20 protein-coding genes are annotated in these 19,919 nt (G+C 57.0%); 13 read left to right on the top strand and 7 right to left on the bottom strand.

The genetic code is table 11. The features are described from left to right. Positions 1 to 201: 201 nt before the first annotated feature. The 4 genes from hslO to L362_RS06225 all read right to left on the bottom strand — a co-directional run bounded on the left by hslO (position 202) and on the right by L362_RS06225 (position 4,389). Positions 202 to 1,086 (bottom strand): Hsp33 family molecular chaperone HslO, encoded by an 885-nt coding sequence (gene hslO / locus L362_RS06210; RefSeq protein ID WP_161958630.1) that lies wholly within the window; start codon positions 1,084 to 1,086, stop codon positions 202 to 204. Positions 1,087 to 1,104: 18 nt separating this feature from the next. Then, complete coding sequence (hslR, locus tag L362_RS06215) at positions 1,105 to 1,506, bottom strand: ribosome-associated heat shock protein Hsp15 (protein ID WP_008503044.1); 402 nt, start codon at positions 1,504 to 1,506, stop codon at positions 1,105 to 1,107. Further along, entirely contained in the window at positions 1,503 to 2,186 is a 684-nt protein-coding gene (gene yrfG / locus L362_RS06220) for a GMP/IMP nucleotidase (protein WP_023345033.1), read from the bottom strand. Before yrfG ends, hslR begins: the two co-directional genes overlap by 4 nt. Positions 2,187 to 2,253: 67 nt before the next feature. Continuing rightward, complete coding sequence (locus L362_RS06225; protein ID WP_023345032.1) at positions 2,254 to 4,389, bottom strand: intracellular growth attenuator family protein; 2,136 nt, start codon at positions 4,387 to 4,389, stop codon at positions 2,254 to 2,256. A 324-nt stretch (positions 4,390 to 4,713) separates the two neighbouring features. Between L362_RS06225 and nudE the strand changes: the two genes are divergently transcribed. Further along, complete coding sequence (gene nudE / locus L362_RS06230; RefSeq protein WP_008503041.1) at positions 4,714 to 5,274, top strand: ADP compounds hydrolase NudE; 561 nt, start codon at positions 4,714 to 4,716, stop codon at positions 5,272 to 5,274. Positions 5,275 to 5,354: 80 nt separating this feature from the next. On the opposite strand, the gene mrcA is transcribed toward nudE, so the two are convergent. After that, the gene (gene mrcA, locus L362_RS06235; protein WP_023326230.1) at positions 5,355 to 7,907 is read right to left on the bottom strand and encodes a peptidoglycan glycosyltransferase/peptidoglycan DD-transpeptidase MrcA; all 2,553 of its coding nucleotides are present in this window, start codon (positions 7,905 to 7,907) and stop codon (positions 5,355 to 5,357) included. Between the two features lie 120 nt (positions 7,908 to 8,027). Between mrcA and pilM the strand changes: the two genes are divergently transcribed. From pilM to trpS, 12 genes are all read left to right on the top strand, one after another. After that, entirely contained in the window at positions 8,028 to 8,804 is a 777-nt protein-coding gene (gene pilM / locus L362_RS06240; protein WP_023345031.1) for a pilus assembly protein PilM, read from the top strand. Beyond that, a complete protein-coding gene (locus tag L362_RS06245) occupies positions 8,801 to 9,295 on the top strand; it encodes a PilN domain-containing protein (RefSeq protein ID WP_023345030.1) in 495 nt (164 codons plus the stop codon). The genes pilM and L362_RS06245 overlap by 4 nt, the downstream gene beginning before the upstream one ends. 3 nt (positions 9,296 to 9,298) lie before the next feature. Continuing rightward, positions 9,299 to 9,754 (top strand): HofO family protein, encoded by a 456-nt coding sequence (locus L362_RS06250; protein ID WP_023345029.1) that lies wholly within the window; start codon positions 9,299 to 9,301, stop codon positions 9,752 to 9,754. Then, a complete protein-coding gene (locus L362_RS0123150; protein ID WP_032637885.1) occupies positions 9,744 to 10,148 on the top strand; it encodes a HofP DNA utilization family protein in 405 nt (134 codons plus the stop codon). Before L362_RS06250 ends, L362_RS0123150 begins: the two co-directional genes overlap by 11 nt. Then, positions 10,060 to 11,298 (top strand): DNA uptake porin HofQ, encoded by a 1,239-nt coding sequence (gene hofQ / locus L362_RS06255; RefSeq protein WP_032637883.1) that lies wholly within the window; start codon positions 10,060 to 10,062, stop codon positions 11,296 to 11,298. Before L362_RS0123150 ends, hofQ begins: the two co-directional genes overlap by 89 nt. 286 nt (positions 11,299 to 11,584) lie before the next feature. Then, entirely contained in the window at positions 11,585 to 12,106 is a 522-nt protein-coding gene (gene aroK, locus L362_RS06260; protein ID WP_003861630.1) for a shikimate kinase AroK, read from the top strand. A 57-nt stretch (positions 12,107 to 12,163) separates the two neighbouring features. Next, entirely contained in the window at positions 12,164 to 13,252 is a 1,089-nt protein-coding gene (aroB, locus tag L362_RS06265; RefSeq protein ID WP_023345027.1) for a 3-dehydroquinate synthase, read from the top strand. A gap of 92 nt (positions 13,253 to 13,344) precedes the next feature. Then, positions 13,345 to 14,646, top strand: a complete 1,302-nt coding sequence (gene damX / locus L362_RS06270) for a cell division protein DamX (protein WP_023294719.1) — start codon at positions 13,345 to 13,347, stop codon at positions 14,644 to 14,646. Positions 14,647 to 14,713: 67 nt separating this feature from the next. After that, a complete protein-coding gene (dam, locus tag L362_RS06275; protein ID WP_008503033.1) occupies positions 14,714 to 15,526 on the top strand; it encodes an adenine-specific DNA-methyltransferase in 813 nt (270 codons plus the stop codon). Between the two features lie 41 nt (positions 15,527 to 15,567). Beyond that, the gene (rpe, locus tag L362_RS06280; protein WP_008503032.1) at positions 15,568 to 16,245 is read left to right on the top strand and encodes a ribulose-phosphate 3-epimerase; all 678 of its coding nucleotides are present in this window, start codon (positions 15,568 to 15,570) and stop codon (positions 16,243 to 16,245) included. Then, positions 16,238 to 16,999 (top strand): phosphoglycolate phosphatase, encoded by a 762-nt coding sequence (gene gph / locus L362_RS06285; RefSeq protein ID WP_023326223.1) that lies wholly within the window; start codon positions 16,238 to 16,240, stop codon positions 16,997 to 16,999. The genes rpe and gph overlap by 8 nt, the downstream gene beginning before the upstream one ends. Beyond that, complete coding sequence (gene trpS / locus L362_RS06290; protein WP_023345026.1) at positions 16,992 to 17,996, top strand: tryptophan--tRNA ligase; 1,005 nt, start codon at positions 16,992 to 16,994, stop codon at positions 17,994 to 17,996. The genes gph and trpS overlap by 8 nt, the downstream gene beginning before the upstream one ends. Positions 17,997 to 18,162: 166 nt before the next feature. Here trpS and L362_RS06295 read toward each other — a convergent pair whose 3' ends face one another. Further along, on the bottom strand, positions 18,163 to 18,333 hold the full coding sequence (locus tag L362_RS06295; protein WP_008503029.1) for a YhfL family protein: 171 nt from the start codon (positions 18,331 to 18,333) through the stop codon (positions 18,163 to 18,165). Between the two features lie 143 nt (positions 18,334 to 18,476). Continuing rightward, positions 18,477 to 19,850, bottom strand: a complete 1,374-nt coding sequence (gene cysG, locus L362_RS06300; protein ID WP_008503028.1) for a siroheme synthase CysG — start codon at positions 19,848 to 19,850, stop codon at positions 18,477 to 18,479. Between the last annotated feature and the right edge of the window lie 69 nt (positions 19,851 to 19,919).

Raw genomic sequence — 19,919 nt, 5'->3', positions numbered from 1 at the left:
AGGAATCGCTTTTTTGTTGGGGAAAATGTTCCGAAAAGGTTAAAGGCTGGTGATTTTATCGGAAAGAATGTGAATGTAATCGCATACACGTAAGAAAATTACGTAAGAGTTACATTGGGAAAACGATTCAGCTTGGGGGGTGTTTTTTTACCCCTCAACCCAGCCCTCTTCCCAAACGGAAGAGGGTGAGGGGAAAGAGGTTTAGTGAACCTGCGGATCCGCCGGGGAGGCGTTGTTGCGGATCTCAGCGATATCCATCGAATTGAACACATAGTGCGTACCGCAGTAGTCACAGTGCATATCAATTTCGCCGTCTTCCGCCATGATGCTGTCGATCTCTTCATCCGGCAGGGTTTTCAGTGCGCCAGCGCAGCGCTCGCGGGAGCAGGTGCACTTAAACTCAACGGACTGCGGGTCGTAGACGGTCACTTCTTCTTCGTGGTACAGACGCCACAGCACGTCGGTCGCCGACAGGTTGAACAGCTCTTCCGCCTTGATGGTTTCGGTCAGTGTTGCCAGGTGCTCGAAATCATTGGTCTGCGCGTCCTGCGCAGGCAGAACCTGCAGCAGCATGCCGCCAGCAGCAGGCTGACCGTCCACTTCACCGGTGCGGATGAAGAGACGCGTCGGCAGCTGTTCAGAACGCATGAAGTAATCTTCCAGGCAGGCTGCCAGGGTATCGCCTTCCAGACCGACCACGCCCTGATAGCGTTCACCTTCCTCCGGGGAGATGGTGATCACCAGGTAGCCATTACCTACCAGCGTTTTGAGGTCAGCATTTTCAGGCACGTCGCCCTGAACGCGCGCCACGCCGCGCATCTGCTGCTGGTTATTGCCGTTGATCACCGCCAGCGACATTGGGCCGTCACCCTGCAGCTGCACGGTGATATCGCCGGCAAACTTCAGCGTTGCGGTCAGCAGGCTGGTGGCAACCAGCAGTTCGCCCAACAGGGTCTTCACCGGCAGCGGGTAGTTGTGGTTTTCCAGAATCTGTTTCCAGGTTTCGGATACGGTGACCAGTTCGCCGCGCACGGCGAATTGTTCAAACAGATAGCGGTGTAATTGGTCGTGTTGGGCCATTTTCATCTCTCGTGCGGGTGAGGGTTACTCGCTCTCACCGTGTTTAAATTTCATCAGATCGCGGCGCTCTTTTTTATCCGGTCGCCGGTCCGGGTGGGGCATGGTCAGCGCATTCATTTTGCGCGCCAGCGCGGTCTTCTCGCGCTTTTCAATGCTTTCCGCCGTCTCTTCATAAAGCAGGACGGCTTCCGGGGCGGGCCGTCGTTGTTCGGTAATGGCTTTAATCACTACCGTACGTTCATCGTTGCCCTGACGCAGCGTTAAGGTGGCATTCAGCTCAACCAGCTTGCTTGGTTTGCTGCGCTGGCCGTTGTAATGCACCTTTCCGCCGTCAATCATCTCGCGGGCAAGGGCGCGCGTTTTATAAAAACGCGCCGCCCACAGCCATTTATCCAGTCTTACCCCGTCAGAGGGTTTTTCTTTCATGGCCTCTCCTTCACGGTCAGTGAGGGGATCATCTGGCGGTAGTCGTTCAGTCCCGGGTGGCGCAGATAGCTTTTTTCAGCCAGGCCAGAGTCAGGATTGGTGACGCCCAGACAATAGCGAATGCCAAACCTTGCCGCGGAATCCAGAATGGGCTCGCTGTCGTCAATGAACAGCGTACGTTCCGGCTGCAACCCCGTCTCTTCCGTCACCGCATGCCACAACCGCTGATCCTCTTTCGGATAACCAAATGTGTGGGTGGAAAGTAATAAATCAAGGTGTGATGCCAGACCCGTATGCTCCAGCTTCACGGCCAGGTTATGGGGATGCGCATTGGTCAGCAAAATACGGCGTTTGCCGCTTGCTTTCAGCGCATCCAGGAACGGAACCGTATCCTCGCGCAGCACGGCGCGTGGACCCTGGGCGGTGGTCATGGCACAAATATCCAGACCGAGGCGCTCGCTCCAGTAGTCCAGACAGTACCAGTTTAGCGTATGTTGCACGGCGCTATATTGCGAACGAATGAATGCCTGCGCTTCTGCCGGGGAGATTCCCTGCTGCTCGCCATAGGTTTCCGGCACCAGCGTTTGCCAGAAATAGTTATCAAAGGCGAGATCGAGCAGCGTGCCGTCCATATCCAGCAGAACGGTGTCGACCTGCTGCCAGTCGATATCAAGATGCATAGGGGGGAACTCCAGCCAGAAGAATCGTGCGCGACAGGGTAGCACATCTTGTCGCGCAACGACGTTATCAGATCAGGCTCTCAGAGGAGGGGATCAGCTTAGGATTGAGGCAATTTTCATAATATTGCTGGATCTCTGCAAGCCGGGTGCGCGAGCGCTGGTAGCGTCGCAGGGCCATAAAGCCGTTCCAGAAAATGGCGATCAGCATCGCGGTCATCAGCAGAGAGGTGCCGATGTAGCGCCATAAACCTGCGCTATCCGGCATCCGGTGCAGGCCGATATGGCGCGTGCCGTTGGCGTCGGTATAAACACTCGTGACAATCCCTTCTGCGCTGAACGGCGTTTGCATCAGCATCTGCGCCAGGCGCTGGAACTGGCTCCACTGCTCTTGCGCCGGGTAGTCATAAAGCGCCACCTGCGGGTAAGGCTGATCGACCAGGTCGCTGCCTTCATCGCTTGCAATCACAAAGCCGCCCGGTGCCGGGCTGTTCAGCGCCTGAGCCGCCCGGGTGGTTTCGCGCATCATAAACGGTGATGTGGAGGTGGCGACCAGGTTATCCAGCGATTCAGCACTCACCGGACGCAGCAGCACGTTGACGCCATCCAGTCGTCCCGCTTCGGCGCGCTTTACCAGCGAGTCCCAGTCTTTACTGTTCCCCAGGTTGACCAGGGCATTTTTAAGACGTATGCACTCATCCTGCGAAGAACAGAGATCCTGCGTTTTCAGAACGATGTCACCAAAATCATCCAGCAGAACCATGCCTGATTTTTGAATGGCCGAACGCAGTGCGGGACTAACGCGTGAATCATCGTCCGGTTTCGGGTGCAGCTGGCGGTTAACCGTCTGGGTAAGCGCCGTGGCTTTATTCACCACTTCTGATTCCGGCAGCGGCAGCGGCGGTGCGTCGTTCCAGATAATTTGCGAGCAATCGAACGGCATGAACGGCGAGTTCTGACGCGTGTTCCATGCCCCCGGCGTGTGAATATTACACATCCCGGTTCCCTTCAGGCGCAGCGTGTCCCCCACGCGCACGCCGGCTTCATCCAGCTTGTTGACGCTGGTCGCTTCAATGGTTTGCGCCCCTTTGATCCACGACAGGGTGAATTTGATGGGCATATCCAGCGGTACGAAAAGCAGCAGCATGACTAAGACCAGCGCCGCGCCCCCGGCAATGACCGTGCTGCGAAGCCAGTGCTGAAGCGGGAAATTTTTCACTTCATCATGGAGGGATAAGAAGCGTCCCTGACGCACAACGTGGCGGTCAAGGTAGATATCAATATCGGTTTTCTGGCCTAAATCCTGCGCGATCCACGGTTGCCAGTGGCGCGGGTAAATCAGGTCAATAATCCCGAGCGAGATATTGTTGAGGTGTTCCTGATCGTTTTCACCGAACAGACCCCAGCGCTTTGGCGTCCCGCGCAGGCAGTGGATCTCGCGCAACGAGGTTTTGGCCGGCGGAGCAAAGAGCCCCCAAAGCCCGCCCGCCAGCAGCAGCACCGCACCGCCCGCCAGCCAGGGGACAAACACATCCGGCGTCAGCAGGCAGAAAAAAAAGAGCAGGAAGGCGGCGACGATCAGCAGGGCTTCACGAACGCCGTCCGGGCGGCTCAGGGCGTACTCTTCATGGGTTTCCTGACGAATGTTCAGCAGTTCGATCTGCTCTGTCTCTTCGCCACGAATAGAAGCCTGCGTCGAACTGGCGCGCTCCAGCGCAAAACGCGGGGCTTCCTGAAGATATTCATTCAGCGTGTGGCCGTTAAGCGAGATAACCAGAGGCAATGAATCGGTGTGAATCAGCTCAACGCTGTTTTCGTCATTAATGTATTGCTCCCAGGACGGAGGGAGATGCACTTCGACGGAATCAAGGTAATAGCGCCACTTGTTGGGGTCATCAGTCGTGATGCCATAGCGCGTGATGGAGCGCGTCACGCAGAGCACGGTATCACTCTGCGCATTAAGCTTTAACGCCACGGGCGCAGCGGTGGCACCCGTTGGCCCAGGCGTGAGCTGAGTACGGTTCAGGATTTCGAGATAGTTTTCAACCGCATCGCGCTCGTCTTGCGTGAGTTTACGCGTGGTCGCGCCCGCAAATGCAGTTAAAAAAGGCAGGCGATAACGGCGCTGTATGCGGCGCCTGTACAACCACCCTGCAACCAATGCGCCGGCCAGCATAGCAGCGAGAACAATCAAAATGGTGCTCATGCTTTCCCCATCTTACTTATCTTCTTACAGGTGTAGTCAGTAGCACCTTTACATTGAATGAGAGTCTGTGGCTGGCTATCGGCAAGTATGGAGTCGAACTTGAGCATTCTGAAGCGCATCCCAGTGACCGGTGATGATAGCAAAGCCTGTTATGGCGCGATATCAGCAAATTCCTGGAAACATTTCAACCTCTTGACATTTGTTTTGAATTGAGGATTGATCCCTGCTACGTTGCATAAATGTAAATAAAGAACGATTGACATTGCCGAAACCGTGCGGCGTATCGCACAATAACGCCAGTTCTCACTGCTAAGACCCATCACGATGAGCAAACCACTACAAAAACCCACCATTCTGAATGTTGAAACAGTCGCCAAATCGCGCCTGTTTAATGTCGAAAGTGTGGATCTGGAGTTCAGCAACGGTGTGCGTCGCGTTTATGAACGTATGCGCCCCTCGTCGCGCGAAGCGGTGATGATTGTGCCGATTGTCGACGATCATCTGATTTTGATCCGCGAATACGCTGTGGGAACGGAATCTTACGAGCTTGGGTTCTCGAAAGGGCTGATCGACCCGGGCGAAACCGTCTTTGAAGCGGCAAACCGCGAGCTGAAAGAAGAGGTGGGGTTCGGGGCGAATGAGCTTTCATTCCTGAAAAAACTGAGCATGGCGCCGTCCTATTTTTCCAGCAAAATGAATATCGTGGTGGCGGAAGATCTCTATCCTGAATCGCTGGAAGGGGATGAGCCGGAGCCGCTGCCGCAGGTTCGCTGGCCGCTGGCGCACCTGATGGACCTCCTGGAAGACCCTGACTTTAATGAGGCTCGCAACGTGAGCGCGCTGTTCCTGGTACGGGAGTGGTTGAAAGGGCAGGGGCGACTGTAGCCCATAAAAAATGCCGGGTGGCGGCTTCGCCTGACCCGGCCTACGCTGTGTTGCCCGGTTTTTACCGGGCATTTTTACATTTAGAACAGCTCGTGCGTTTCGCCGTTATCGATAATCTCTGTACCCACCTCATGCACCGCCTGTGTGGTTGGCTGTGTGCCCTCGATGAAATACTCCTCGCGACTATTACCGCCGTTGGCGAGCTGGCCCGTGCTGCGGTCGATATTGACCGTCACCACGCCAGGCGGTGGCGTCAGCGGCTGCTCCGGCACGCCTTCAAGAACGGCCTTCATGTAGGCGTCCCAGGCTGGCTGCGCGCTCTTCGCGCCGCCTTCGTAGCCGGAAATCTGATCTTTAATCGCGCCGGAGGCCGTGGTACGCCCTAAATCGCGGCGGTGATCGTCGAAGCCGATCCAGACCGAGGTCACCACGCCCGGACCGTAACCGGAGAACCACGCGTCTTTCGAGCTGTTGGTTGTCCCCGTTTTACCGCCGATATCATGGCGTTGCAGATCGCGTCCTGCGCGCCAGCCGGTACCCTGCCAGCCTGGCTCACCGAAGATGTTGGTGTTCAGCGCGCTTTTGATCAGGAAAGACAGCGGCGTGTTGATCACATGCGGGGCGTATTCCTGTGCGCCGGTCTGCGCCACCAGCGCCTGGTTCGCCTGCTCGAGCTGCGGCTGCGGCACCACGCCGTTCTGCTGCTCCTGCGACACGGCAGGGTCTTCCATGTCCTTGTTTTCAAGTACTTCAGATTTCGGCGTATTGCCATAAATGACCGGAATATCGCAGTCAGGGCAGGCAATTTTCGGCTTCGCCTCGAACAGCACGCCGCCCTGATCGTTCTCGATCTTGCTGATGAAGTACGGGTCAATCAGGAAGCCGCCGTTGGCCATCACCGAGTATCCGCGCGCGACCTGAAGCGGCGTAAAGGAGGCTGAGCCTAACGCCAGCGACTCGGTGCGAACGATGTTCTGCGCCGGGAAACCGAAGCGCTGCAGATACTCTGCGGCATAGTCGACGCCCATGGCGCGCATGGCACGCACCATCACCACGTTTTTCGACTGTCCCAGACCCTGACGAAGACGAATCGGGCCGGCATATTCCGCAGGGGAGTTTTTCGGCTGCCAGTCGGAACCCGCCCCCGCATCCCAGCGGGAGATTGGCACGTCGTTGAGGATGCTGGCGAGGGTCAGGCCCTTATCCATCGCGGCCGTGTAGAGGAACGGTTTGATATTGGAACCGACCTGACGCAGCGCCTGGGTGGCGCGGTTAAATTTGCTCTGGTTGAAGTCGAACCCGCCTACCAGGGCCAGTACAGCGCCGTTCTGCGGATTGATAGAAACCAGGGCCGAGTTGACGTCCGGCACCTGCGCCAGCCACCAGGATTCGCCGACCTTGCGCACCCAGATTTGCTGCCCGGTCTGTACCGCATCGGTCACTTTACGCGGCGTGGCGCCCTGCAGGGTATCCGAGCGGTACGGACGCGCCCAACGGATACCGTCCATGCGCAGGGAGACGGACGTACCGTCCGCCAGCGTCGCAACGGCTTCCTGAGGATCGGCCTGCGTCACCACGGCAGGAAGGAGCGGACCGTAGGTAGGCAGTGCTCTCAGCGTACTGATGATTTTTTTGCTGTCCCACGCGCTTTCGCCCACCTTCCAGAGCACGTTTGACGGGCCGCGATAGCCGTGACGCATATCGTAGTCCATCACGTTGTTGCGCACCGCGTCCTGCGCCGCCTGCTGCACTTTACGGGTGACGGTGGTGTACACGCGATAGCCATCTTCATAGGCCTTGTCACCATAACGGTTCACCATCTCCTGGCGAACCATTTCGGTCAGGTAAGGCGCAGAGAAGGCGATCTCCGGAGCATGGTAGTTAGCGTCAATGACGTCGTTGCGCGCCTGGTCGTACTCGCTCTGGCTGATATAGCCTTCGCTCAGCATACGTGACAGGACGACGTTACGACGCGCGGTGGCGCGATCGAGCGAGTAGAGCGGGTTAAACGTGGACGGCGCTTTTGGCAGACCGGCGATGGTGGCCATTTCGCTTAAGGTGAGTTGCTCAACAGGCTTACCGAAGTACACCTGCGCGGCCGCCCCCACGCCATAGGCACGGTAGCCCAGGTAGATTTTATTGAGGTACAGCTCAAGGATCTCGTCTTTGCTTAGCAGCTGCTCAATACGGATCGCCAGGAACACCTCTTTGATCTTACGGGTCAGCGTCTTTTCAGGGCTGAGGAAGAAGTTACGCGCCAGCTGCTGCGTAATGGTACTCGCCCCCTGAGAGGCGTGACCAGAGAACAACGCAATGCTCGCGGCACGGAAAATCCCCACCGGATCGACACCGTGGTGCTCGTAAAAACGGCTGTCCTCCGTGGCGATAAAGGCTTTCACCATCACGGGGGGGATTTGGTTTAAGGTCAGCGGGATACGACGCTTTTCGCCATACTGCGCCATGAGCTCGCCATCGGCGCTATAGACCTGCATTGGGATCTGGAGACGCACATCGCGAAGCGTGGCGACATCAGGTAGCTGTGGCTCAATATATTTGTACAAACCGTAAATCGAGCCTGCTCCCAGCAGAATGCAACAGACTGCAAGGATGAATAAATACTTTACGAACTTCACCGGAGATTTCCCATTTGGTTTCACTTGGGCAGTTTCTAAACAATCGCGCGGTAGTATAAAGGCAAGCCTGATTCATTGATATAGCCGTCAGGGCGACGGGCGATAAGGAGATCGTAAAGCATGGCCTTCAAAACATGGCAAACGGGCGTTCATATTCAACAGGATAGGGTGCTGATCGTGGCGCTGGACCGGGAGAAGTCCGGCTGGCGTCTGCGGCGCTGGTGGGCAATCCCGCTGGGCGAAGGCATCATTCGTGACGGCAAAATTTGCCAGCCAGAACAGCTGGTTGATGCGTTGCGCGACTGGCGAAAAACGCTGCCGCACGCCCATCGGGTGTTCCTCTCTTTCCCGGCAGCACGCACTCTGCAGCGGTCGCTTCCTCGCCCGACCGTTGCGCTGCGCGACAGCGAGCAGCTCTCATGGCTGGGTAGCGCGCTCGCCCGCGAACTGGAGATGTCTGCCGATACCCTCTGTTTCGACTACGCCCAGGATACCTTCAGCAATACCTTTCACGTGACGGCCGCACAAAACAACGAGGTCGATACCCTTCTGGCGCTGGCGAAAACGCTGCGTTTGCGGCTGGTGACCATTACCCCGGATGCCAGCGCGCTGACGAATCTTCTTCCCGCAGTGGCGCCGGCGCAGTGCGTTGCCTGGCGGGACGATCGGCAGTGGCTCTGGGCGATGCGCCACCAGTGGGGACGCCGCTTAACTACCGAAGCAGAAAACGTGGCCGAGCTGGCGGCGCTGCTGGCGCTTGGTCCGGATGACATCGCGCTGTTTGATTGCCAACGTGATCCGTGGGAAATCCTGGAACGCTGCCATGCTCCGCTGCCGGAATGCGGGGCTGATTATACCGTCGCGCTGGCGTTGGCCATGAGCGAGGTGCCCGGATGAGCATCCTGAATTTTCTGCCCTGGCGACAGCAGCGGCGCGCGCGATGCCTGCGTTTCTGGGGCGCAATGTGTATCGGCACAGTACTGTTGATGTTCGTAGTCATTGTTTGTCTGCGGATGAACCAGTTCGTGAAACTGCGCGCGCTGCAAACGGATCTGACGGGAATGCAGTCCGTGCAGCACGCGCTTGTCGCCCGGCAAAAACTGGCCGCACAGGCGCAGCTACCCGCGCAAACCAGGCAACGACGCGCATGGCAACCGGTGCTGGCCTCCCTTTCCCGCGCCATTCCTGCACAGGTCTGGCTGACAGAGCTGCGCTATCAGCCGCCTGCGCTGATATTGACCGGTTACGCTATCACCCTGCCGGCCCTCTCTGCTCTGCGCGATGCGCTTGGCCAAATAGCGGGCTTTACGCCCGGGACGCCGGGCGAGCTTCGGCAGGATAGCCGGGGGCACTGGCTGTTTACGCTTCATCTCAAAAGCGAGGGGTAACGCGTGAATACCTTGTTAGAACGCTGGTGCGAAAGCCGTCCCTGGCATCGGGTACTCTGCTGGTGCCTGGGGAGTCTCCTGGCAGGGCTGGTCGCGTGGGGCGCGTTGCTCAGACCGGTAGACAGGCAGTGTGCTGAACAACAACGCCAGCTGATTGAGGATGTAAGCACTAACGCATCGTTATGGCCTGTTGTCAGAAAGGGGCCGTTTCTTCCGGACGCTGCGAAGGCTCGGGAGCTGGCGCCGTTCTCCCCGCTCAATTTTCAGGGCGATGAGACGACGCTCGTTCACTGGAAGCCGCTGCAAAATGGAGGGGAGCTGGCGCTGGATGCGGAGTGGCAGGCCATTCCGGAACTTTTTTCCCGGCTGGCACAGCAGGATGTGCAGATCGCCGCTTTCGCGATTGCGCCACAAGGTACGGCGTTACGCCTGCAGCTGGAGCTGGAACATGCGAAATAGCGCGCGATGTTTGCTGGTTTGCTCAGTACTGCTATTGACCGGTATGCGCGATCCGTTTCGTCCCCCGGACGATCCTTGCGCCATTGGCGAGCTGGCGCAGTGGCGTTTTCGCGGCCTGGTGGGAGGGCAGGAGACTATCGGCATTTTACAGGATGCGCAAAAGCGCTGGCACCGGCTGAAAATGCATGAGCGTTTCCCGGCTGGCTGGAGGATAACCGCCGTCAATGCAGCGGAGCTGGCGGTTGATGTGGGTGACACCTGTGACCCGGGAAAATGGACGTGGCAACGAGAAGGAACTGACAAAAATGAATTTACGGATAATGCTGTGGCTGCTGGCGTTCAGCCAACCGCTGTGGGCCGCCGCGCCAAAACCGGTCACGCTGGTGGTGGATGACGTGCCTGTGGTCCAGGTGTTACAGGCCCTGGTCGCACAGGAGAACCGTAATCTGGTGGTATCGCCTGATGTCAGCGGTACGCTTTCGCTTAACCTGACGCGCGTCCCCTGGAGGCAGGCGTTACGGACGGTCGTCTCCAGCGCCGGGCTCGTCTTGCGCGAGGAGGGCGGCATTTTTTACGTGCATACCGCGGCCTGGCAGCGTGAACAGCGGGAGCGTTCAGAACAGGAACAGGCGCGTCGACAGTTTGATGCCCCGCTGGTCACTCAGGGCATTCCCTTTTCTTATGCGGATGCCGGGGAGCTGCAAAAAGCCGCGGAAAAACTCCTGAGCCCAAAGGGGAGCTTATCCGTCGACACGCGTACTAACCGCCTGCTGATTCGGGATAACCAGGCTGCGGTGGATACGCTGCAGCGCTGGGCCGCCGAGATGGATATTCCCGTCGAGCAGGTCGAACTGGCGGCGCATATTGTGACCATCAACGAAAAAAGCCTGCGCGAGTTGGGGGTGAAGTGGAATCTCGCCGACGCTACCGACGCGGGCAAGGTGGGACAACTGACGACGCTGGGCAGCGATCTTTCCGTTGCCAGCGCCACCAGCCACGTGGGGTTTAATATCGGTCGGATTAACGGCAGGTTGCTTGATCTGGAACTTTCAGCGCTGGAGCAAAAACAGCAGGTCGATATCATCGCCAGCCCGCGGCTGCTGGCCTCGCACGGGCAACCGGCCAGTATCAAGCAGGGCAGCGAAATTCCGTATCAGGTCTCAAGCGGGGAAAGCGGCGCCACCTCCGTTGAGTTTAAAGAGGCGGTACTCGGAATGGAGGTCACACCGGTAGTATTGCCGGGGGGACGCGTGCGCCTGAAATTACACATCAGCGAAAATATGCCGGGACAGGTTCTGCAGCAGGCCGATGGCGAAACGCTGGCTATCGACAAGCAGGAGATAGAAACCCAGGTGGAGGTAAAAAGTGGAGAAACGCTGGCGTTGGGCGGAATTTTTTCCCAGAAGAACAAAACCGGCAGTGACAGAGTACCCGGTCTGGGAAGCATCCCCTGGATTGGGTCGCTTTTTCGTCATGACGGGAAAGACAACGAACGGCGTGAATTAGTGGTGTTTATTACACCACGTCTGGTCGGTATTCGCTGACGGGTAACGATCCCCGCAATGATTTTGCATTCAGTTTGTTGCAGATGTTTGACGTGGGGCATGAATTAGCATACAAGGAGTACCGATTTGAGTTGGACTTACGTCTTATTACCTTATGCGCCCGGCGCGGTGATTTAATCAGTTGCCAAACAAGCCGGAGTATTGAGATAATTTTTAGTCTGACTCTCGCTCTATTGCATATGAGGTTTCAGTTCATGTCCTGCTACGCCGGGTGTCTGCGAAGCGGGGATTACCATTAACGAATAGTCTTAGTAGTACCGATAAAATGGCAGAGAAACGCAATATCTTTCTGGTTGGGCCTATGGGTGCCGGCAAAAGCACTATTGGGCGTCAGTTAGCTCAACAACTCAATATGGAATTTTACGATTCTGATCAAGAGATTGAGAAACGAACCGGAGCTGATGTGGGCTGGGTTTTCGACGTAGAAGGCGAAGAAGGTTTCCGTGACCGAGAAGAAAAAGTGATCAACGAACTCACGGAAAAACAGGGCATCGTTCTGGCAACAGGCGGCGGCTCTGTGAAATCTCGCGAAACCCGCAACCGTCTCTCCGCCCGTGGCGTAGTGGTCTATCTTGAGACGACCATTGAGAAACAGCTGGCACGTACGCAGCGCGATAAAAAGCGCCCGCTGCTGCAGGTTGAAACGCCACCACGCGAAGTTCTGGAAGCGTTGGCCGATGAACGCAATCCGCTGTATGAAGAGATTGCCGATGTGACCATTCGTACCGACGACCAGAGCGCTAAAGTGGTTGCAAACCAGATTATTCATATGCTGGAAAGCAACTGATTCTGGCTTTATATACACTCGCCTGCGGGTAAAAGCATTAAAGGTGGATGTCGCGTCATGGAGAGGATTACAGTTACTCTCGGGGAACGTAGTTACCCTATCACCATCGCGGCTGGTTTGTTTAACGACCCAGCTTCCTTTTTACCACTGAAAGCGGGTGATCAGGCGATGCTGGTCACCAACGAGACGCTGGCTCCGCTTTATCTCGACCGCGTACGCCACCTGCTTGAGCAGGCGGGCGTAAAAGTCGACAGTGTGATTCTCCCCGATGGCGAGCAGTATAAAAGCCTGACGGTACTGGATACAGTCTTTACCGCATTGCTGCAAAAACCGCATGGTCGCGATACAACACTGCTTGCCCTGGGCGGCGGTGTTGTGGGCGATCTGACCGGCTTTGCGGCCGCAAGCTATCAGCGTGGTGTCCGCTTTATTCAAATCCCAACCACGTTGCTGTCCCAGGTCGACTCCTCTGTGGGTGGCAAAACGGCAGTGAACCATCCGCTTGGCAAAAACATGATTGGCGCGTTCTATCAGCCCGCATCGGTGGTGGTGGATCTCGACTGTCTGAAAACCCTGCCGAAGCGCGAACTGGCTTCGGGTCTGGCGGAAGTGATCAAATACGGCATTATTCTGGATGGCGAGTTCTTTAACTGGCTTGAAGAGAATATGGATGCGCTGCTGGGCCTCGATGAGGCAAAACTGGCATACTGCATTCGTCGTTGCTGTGAGCTGAAAGCAGAAGTTGTTGCCGCAGACGAGCGTGAAACGGGCTTACGTGCTTTACTGAATCTTGGGCATACGTTTGGTCACGCGATTGAAGCCGAAATGGGTTATGGCAACTGGCTGCACGGTGAAGCCGTCGCGGCCGGCATGGTGATGGCTGCCCGCACCTCTGAACGCCTTGGGCAGTTCAAACCGGAAGAGACGACACGTATCATTGCGCTGCTTGAGCGTGCAGGTTTGCCGGTGAACGGGCCGCAGGAGATGTCGGCGCAAGCGTATTTACCCCACATGATGCGCGATAAAAAAGTATTGGCAGGTGAGATGCGTCTTGTACTCCCGCTTGCAATAGGGAAGAGTGAAGTGCGCGGCGGAGTGCCGCACGATGTCGTTCTTGGCGCTATCGCTGACTGTCAGCAGGCGTAACAACTAGAAAGGTCAGGCCACTGTCGCAGGTGGTCGTTTAGCTTCAGGTGAAATGCAAAGTCGTTGGCATAAGCCTTTGAGTGGGGTGTTAAATGGATGAATTCAAACCAGAAGACGAGCTGAAACCCGATCCCAGCGATCGTCGTACTGGTCGTTCTCGTCAATCTTCAGAACGTGATAACGAGCCGCAGATCAACTTTGACGATGTTGATCTGGATGCAGACGATCGTCGCCCTTCGCGCAGCCGCAACGCGCACGAAGAGCGAGCAGAAGAGGATTATGAGTCCGAAGAAGATTCAATGGACGAACAGCCTGTAGAGCGTCGCCCGCGTAAACGTAAAAAAGCCGCTGCGCCAAAACCGGCGTCCCGCCAGTACATTATGATGGGCCTTGGCGTTCTGGTGCTTGTGCTGCTGATTGTCGGCATTGGCTCCGCGCTTAAAGCACCGTCAACGAACTCAACCGAGCAAACGGCTTCCGCTGAGAAGAGCATCAACCTTTCCGGTAACGATGCGTCCAATCAGGCGAATGGCGCACAGCCAGCGCCGGGTGCTACTTCCGCAGAGCAGACCGCCGGTAACACCACAGCGCCGCAGGATGTTTCTCTGCCGCCCGTTTCTTCAACCCCAGCTCAGGGTCAGGCACCTGTTGCGCCAGAAGGTCAGCAGCGTGTGGAAGTTCAGGGAGACCTGAACAATGCGCTGACGCAGCCGCAGAACCAGCAGCAGGTTGATAACGTCGTGGTTAACTCTACGCTGCCAACTGAACCTGCAACCGTTGCCCCGATTCGCGGCGGTAACGCTCAGCCGCAAACGGCCGCGACGGAAACCAAACCGCACCAGACGCAGACTACAACACGTCCTGAACGTAAGCAGGCAGTGATTGAGCCTAAGCGTGAAACCAAACCTCAGGCAGTGGTAAAAGCGCCTGAAGTGAAAGCCGTACCGGCCCAGCCGAAACGCACGGAAACGGCTGCGGTGAGCGAGCCTGCTAAAGCGCCCGTCACGCAGACTGCGCCGAAAGCCACGGCGACCACCACGGCACCGGCTGCCACAGCGGCACCAGCCGCGACGGCAACCGCATCCAGCAGCGCGGCAGGTAAAACGGCAGGTAACGTCGGTTCGCTGAAGTCTGCGCCTTCCAGCAACTACACGCTGCAGCTGAGCAGTTCGTCTAACTACGACAACCTCAACAGCTGGGCGAAGAAATCAAATCTGAAAAACTATGTTGTTTATCAGACGACCCGTAACGGTCAGCCGTGGTATGTGCTGGTGAGCGGTGTTTATTCGTCAAAAGATGAAGCAAAACGTGCCGTAGCGGCGCTGCCAGCTGACGTTCAGGCGAAGAACCCATGGGCGAAGCCGATTCATCAGGTTCAGGCCGATCTGAAGTAATGTTTAAAGCGCAGGATGCTGTCGGAGCTTTCTCCACAGCCGGAGAAGGTGTAATCAGTTAGTCAGCATGAAAAAAAATCGCGCTTTTCTGAAATGGGCAGGGGGGAAATACCCCCTGCTCGATGATATTAAAAAGCACCTGCCTGAAGGCGAGTGTCTTATCGAACCTTTCGTGGGTGCGGGATCGGTGTTCCTCAACACCGATTTTTCTCGTTATATCCTGGCGGATATCAACAGCGACCTTATCAGCCTCTATAACATCGTTAAGCTCCGTACCGATGAGTATGTCGCAGAGGCGCGCAAGCTGTTTACGCCCGAGAACAATAATCCGGACGTTTACTACCAGTTCCGCGCGGAGTTTAACCAGAGCCAGGATCCGTTCCGCAGAGCCCTGCTGTTCCTCTATCTCAATCGTCATGGTTACAACGGCCTGTGCCGGTATAACCTGCGCGGGGAATTTAACGTGCCGTTTGGTCGCTACAAGCGCCCGTATTTCCCACAGGACGAGCTTTATCACTTTGCTGAAAAAGCGCAGAACGCGGAGTTTCATTGCCTCTCCTATGAAGAGTGTATGGAACTGGCAGGCGTCAATTCGGTGGTTTACTGTGACCCCCCATACGCGCCGCTGTCTGCGACGGCGAACTTCACCGCCTACCACACCAATAGCTTCAGCCCTGCCGAGCAGGCGCGTCTGGCGGAGATGGCGGAAAAGCTGGTCAGCAAAAGAATTCCGGTGTTAATTTCGAATCACGACACGCCTGATACGCGCGAATGGTACAAAGCCGCGAAGCATTTTCAGGTTAAGGTGCGGCGTAGCATTAGCAGCAACGGCGGCACACGTAAAAAGGTGGACGAACTCCTGGCTCTTTATCGCCCCTGAGCCGTTTTGCCCGCCGGTAAACACATTTCAAGGAGAAGCGGATGAAACAGTTTTTGATTGCTCCCTCAATTCTGTCGGCCGATTTTGCCCGCCTGGGTGAAGATACCGCCAACGCACTGGCGGCTGGCGCGGATGTCGTCCATTTCGACGTGATGGATAACCACTACGTTCCTAACCTGACCATCGGTCCGATGGTGCTCAAGGCGCTGCGTAACTATGGCATTACCGCCCCGATCGACGTTCACCTGATGGTGAAACCGGTTGATCGCATCGTGCCTGACTTCGCCGCGGCGGGTGCCAGCATCATCACCTTCCATCCGGAAGCCTCTGAACATGTGGATCGCACGCTGCAGCTGATCAAAGAGAACGGCTGTAAAGCGGGTCTGGTGTTTAACCCGGCCACGCCGCTGAGCTATCTCGACTATGTCATGGACAAGCTGGACGTGATCCTGCTGATGTCCGTTAACCCCGGTTTTGGCGGCCAGTCATTCATTCCTCACACGCTGGATAAGCTGCGTGAAGTCCGCCGTCGTATCGACGAGTCAGGCTACGACATTCGTCTGGAAGTAGACGGCGGCGTGAAAGTGAATAACATTGGTGAAATTGCGGCGGCAGGCGCGGATATGTTCGTTGCTGGTTCAGCCATTTTCGACCAACCGGATTACAAAAAAGTCATTGATGAAATGCGCCGCGAGCTGGCGAAGGTAAGTCATGGATAAATTACAGGCTATTCGGGGTGTGGCATTCGACCTCGACGGCACGCTGGTTGACAGCGCGCCGGGCTTAACGAGCGCCGTCGACCAGGCGCTGTATGCACTTGAACTCCCCGTTGCGGGTGAAGAGCGCGTCGTCACGTGGATTGGCAACGGCGCCGATGTTCTGATGGCGCGCGCGTTGACGTGGGCGCGTCAGGAGCGTGCGTCGCAGCGTTCCGCCCAGGGTAAACCGAGCGTCGATCACGCGGACATCCCGCAGGAAGAGCAGCTGCGTATTCTGCGCAAACTGTTCGATCGTTTCTATGAAGAGACCGTCGAGGAGGGCAGCTTCCTGTTCCCTGACGTTCAGGAAACGCTGAGCGCGCTGCACGCGAAGGGCATCCCGCTGGGTCTGGTGACCAACAAACCCACGCCGTTTGTCGCACCGCTGCTGGAAGCGCTCAATATCGCGAAGTATTTCTCCGTGATTGTGGGCGGCGACGACGTGCAGAACAAAAAGCCCCATCCGGAACCGCTGCTGCTGGTGGCAGGAAAATTATCCTTAACGCCTGCGGAGCTGCTCTTTGTCGGCGATTCCCGCAATGATATTCTGGCTGCCCGCGCGGCCGGGTGTCCTTCCGTGGGGTTAACCTATGGCTACAACTACGGTGAAGCCATCACGCTGAGTGAGCCGGACGTCGTTTTCGACCACTTCAAAGATTTGTTGCCCGCACTCGGGCTTTCGCACAGTGAACATCAGGAATTGAACAATGACTAAGCCCATCGTTTTTAGTGGCGCACAGCCTTCAGGTGAATTGACCATTGGTAACTACATGGGCGCGTTACGTCAGTGGGTCAGCATGCAGGATGACTACCATTGCATTTACTGCATCGTCGATCTCCATGCGATTACCGCGCGTCAGGATCCTGAGAAGCTGCGCAAAGCCACGCTGGACACCCTGGCGCTGTATCTGGCCTGCGGCATCGATCCGGAGAAGAGCACCATCTTCGTTCAGTCTCACGTGCCGGAGCACGCGCAGCTGGGCTGGGCGCTGAACTGCTACACCTATTTCGGCGAGCTGAGCCGCATGACGCAGTTCAAGGATAAATCCGCGCGCTACTCTGAAAACATCAACGCCGGCCTGTTTGACTATCCGGTGCTGATGGCGGCAGACATTCTGCTGTACCAGACAAATCAGGTACCTGTGGGCGAAGACCAGAAGCAGCACCTGGAGCTGAGCCGCGATATCGCCCAGCGCTTCAACGCGCTCTACGGCGATGTGTTTAAAGTACCAGAGCCATTTATTCCGAAGTCCGGCGCACGCGTAATGTCGCTGCTGGAGCCGACCAAGAAGATGTCCAAGTCTGACGATAACCGCAACAACGTTATCGGCCTGCTGGAAGATCCGAAATCGGTTGTCAAAAAGCTCAAGCGCGCGGTCACGGACTCCGACGAGCCGCCTGTTGTGCGCTACGACGTGCAGAACAAAGCGGGCGTCTCCAACCTGCTGGATATCCTCTCCGGCGTCACCGGCCAGAGCATCCATGAACTGGAAAAACACTTCGAAGGCAAGATGTACGGCCACCTGAAAGGCGAAGTGGCAGATGCCGTTTCCGGCATGCTGACCGAGCTGCAGGAGCGTTATCACCGCTACCGTAACGACGAAGCGTTCCTGCAGAAAGTGATGAAAGAGGGGGCGGAAAAAGCCAGCGCGCGCGCGTCCGAAACCCTGAAAGCGGTGTATGAAGCGATTGGGTTTGTGGGTAAACCTTAAGCTTGCTTTGCCGGGTGGCGGCTTCGCCTTACCCGGCCTACGGGACCGTGTAGGTCGGGTAAGCGTCAGCGCCACCCGACAAAAAACCGCTCTACGCCAACAAAAAAACCGCTCTACGCCAACAAAAAAACCGGGACATCCCGGTTTTTTTACGCCTGTAAAACGCTTACTGCTGTGCCGCCGGGCCGCAACCACCGATGATCTTCGAAATGGAGATCGCCGGGTGCAGCAGGTAATCGTAGCTGCAGTTATTTTTGGTGTTTTGAACGTGACCGGTGCAGGCCGTCAGCGTCGATAACAGGCCAACCAGAACGGCGGCTTTTGCCAGTTTGAACATACGCATTCCTTGTCTTTAAAACGAAAATTGGATGTAACTCAAGGGAATAAAGGGAAAAGTTCCACTTCGGGGCGGTATGTTATCGGTAGCGGTAAGAGGGGAGTAGTCCGCTTAAGGACTACTCCAGGAAGGGAGAATATGCGTTAGTGATTCGAGAACCAGTTCAGCCTGTCGCGCAGTTCAACCACGCGGCCCACCACAATCAGCGCCGGGCTTTCGACCTGCTGCGCCAGCTCGCCTAACTGCGTCAGCACGCCATCCACTACGCGCTGCGTAATGGCGGTGCCGTTTTCGACCAGCGCGACGGGCATATCCGCATTCATACCGTGCTCCAGCAGCTTCGCCTGAATCGTGGCGGCCTGATTGAGCCCCATGTAGAACACCAGCGTCTGCTTTTCGGCGGCCAGGTTATGCCAGTCCAGCTCGCTGCCGGTCTTCAGGTGGCCCGTCACCAGACGCACGCTCTGAGCGTAGTCGCGGTGGGTCAGCGGAATGCCAGAGTACGCTGAACAGCCGGACGCCGCCGTAATGCCGGGCACCACGGAGAACGGAATACCCGCGTCGCACAGGGTTTCCAGCTCTTCACCGCCGCGTCCAAAGATAAACGGATCGCCCCCCTTCAGGCGGACCACGCGTTTTCCCTTTTGCGCTTCGCGCAGCAGGATCTGGTTAATCTCCTCCTGCGGCACGCAGTGGTAGCCCGCGCGCTTGCCCACGAAGACGCGGTCGGCGTCGCGGCGCACCAGGTTCATGATGTCATCGGAGACCAGACGGTCGTACACCACGATATCCGCCTGCTGGATCTGCTGTAGCCCTTTCAGCGTCAGCAAACCCGCATCTCCGGGGCCTGCGCCCACCAGCACCACTTCGCCGCGATGGTCCAGCGGTTCGCTTAGCAACTGCTCAGTCGTCTCTTCAACGGCTTTGGTGTCCTGATTCGCCAGCGACTGCGCCAGCCTGTCGTTCACAAAGAATTTTTCCCAGAAGCGACGGCGCTCGCCCACGGTCGCGAAGGTTTGCTTCACGCGTGAACGCAGCTGCCCGGCATAATGCGCAATCTGGCCAAGGTGTTGAGGCAACAGGGCTTCCAGTTTTTCCCGCAGCAGACGCGCGAGAACCGGTGAACGTCCCCCGGACGATACCGCAATCATCAGCGGCGAGCGGTCGATAATCGACGGCATGATAAAGCTGGCTTCTTTCGGCGCATCCACCACGTTGCAGAAGATACGGCGCGCTTCGCAGGCGTCGCTCACGCGCTGGTTCACTTCATCGTCATCCGTCGCGGCGATGGTCAGCCAGCAGGTGTCCAGCAGGGATTCATTAAACGCGCCCTGTTCCAGCGTGAGCATCCCTTCCTGGGCCCAAACCTCAAACTGGGGGGCGAAGGACAGGGCATTCACGGTCAGGCGGGCGCCAGCCTCTAAGAGCAGGCGCGCTTTGCGCTCGGCCACGTCGCCGCCGCCCACGAGCAGGCAGTCGCGGTTGCGTAATTGACAAAAAATCGGCAGGTGATCCACGACGTTACCTCACAGCATTCATGGCGGGGGAAGAATTGACGTCAGGATAACAGCAGGAATCGTACAGAA

Source organism: Enterobacter sp. MGH 16, from assembly GCF_000493175.1.
Taxonomy (GTDB): Bacteria; Pseudomonadota; Gammaproteobacteria; order Enterobacterales; family Enterobacteriaceae; genus Enterobacter; species Enterobacter roggenkampii.
This window is presented reverse-complemented; position numbering and strand designations above follow the sequence as displayed.

Excerpts from the sequence above, each read along its gene's own strand:
- gph (WP_023326223.1), top strand. The coding sequence starts at position 16,238 with ATGGATAAATTACAGGCTATTCGGGGTGTGGCATTCGACCTCGACGGC.
- nudE (WP_008503041.1), top strand. The coding sequence starts at position 4,714 with ATGAGCAAACCACTACAAAAACCCACCATTCTGAATGTTGAAACAGTC.
- rpe (WP_008503032.1), top strand. The coding sequence starts at position 15,568 with ATGAAACAGTTTTTGATTGCTCCCTCAATTCTGTCGGCCGATTTTGCC.
- damX (WP_023294719.1), top strand. The coding sequence starts at position 13,345 with ATGGATGAATTCAAACCAGAAGACGAGCTGAAACCCGATCCCAGCGAT.
- hslO (WP_161958630.1), bottom strand. The coding sequence starts at position 1,086 with ATGAAAATGGCCCAACACGACCAATTACACCGCTATCTGTTTGAACAA.
- L362_RS06225 (WP_023345032.1), bottom strand. The coding sequence starts at position 4,389 with ATGAGCACCATTTTGATTGTTCTCGCTGCTATGCTGGCCGGCGCATTG.
- aroB (WP_023345027.1), top strand. The coding sequence starts at position 12,164 with ATGGAGAGGATTACAGTTACTCTCGGGGAACGTAGTTACCCTATCACC.
- hslR (WP_008503044.1), bottom strand. The coding sequence starts at position 1,506 with ATGAAAGAAAAACCCTCTGACGGGGTAAGACTGGATAAATGGCTGTGG.
- yrfG (WP_023345033.1), bottom strand. The coding sequence starts at position 2,186 with ATGCATCTTGATATCGACTGGCAGCAGGTCGACACCGTTCTGCTGGAT.
- L362_RS06245 (WP_023345030.1), top strand. The coding sequence starts at position 8,801 with ATGAGCATCCTGAATTTTCTGCCCTGGCGACAGCAGCGGCGCGCGCGA.
- L362_RS06295 (WP_008503029.1), bottom strand. The coding sequence starts at position 18,333 with ATGTTCAAACTGGCAAAAGCCGCCGTTCTGGTTGGCCTGTTATCGACG.
- trpS (WP_023345026.1), top strand. The coding sequence starts at position 16,992 with ATGACTAAGCCCATCGTTTTTAGTGGCGCACAGCCTTCAGGTGAATTG.
- L362_RS0123150 (WP_032637885.1), top strand. The coding sequence starts at position 9,744 with ATGCGAAATAGCGCGCGATGTTTGCTGGTTTGCTCAGTACTGCTATTG.
- pilM (WP_023345031.1), top strand. The coding sequence starts at position 8,028 with ATGGCCTTCAAAACATGGCAAACGGGCGTTCATATTCAACAGGATAGG.
- hofQ (WP_032637883.1), top strand. The coding sequence starts at position 10,060 with ATGAATTTACGGATAATGCTGTGGCTGCTGGCGTTCAGCCAACCGCTG.
- dam (WP_008503033.1), top strand. The coding sequence starts at position 14,714 with ATGAAAAAAAATCGCGCTTTTCTGAAATGGGCAGGGGGGAAATACCCC.
- aroK (WP_003861630.1), top strand. The coding sequence starts at position 11,585 with ATGGCAGAGAAACGCAATATCTTTCTGGTTGGGCCTATGGGTGCCGGC.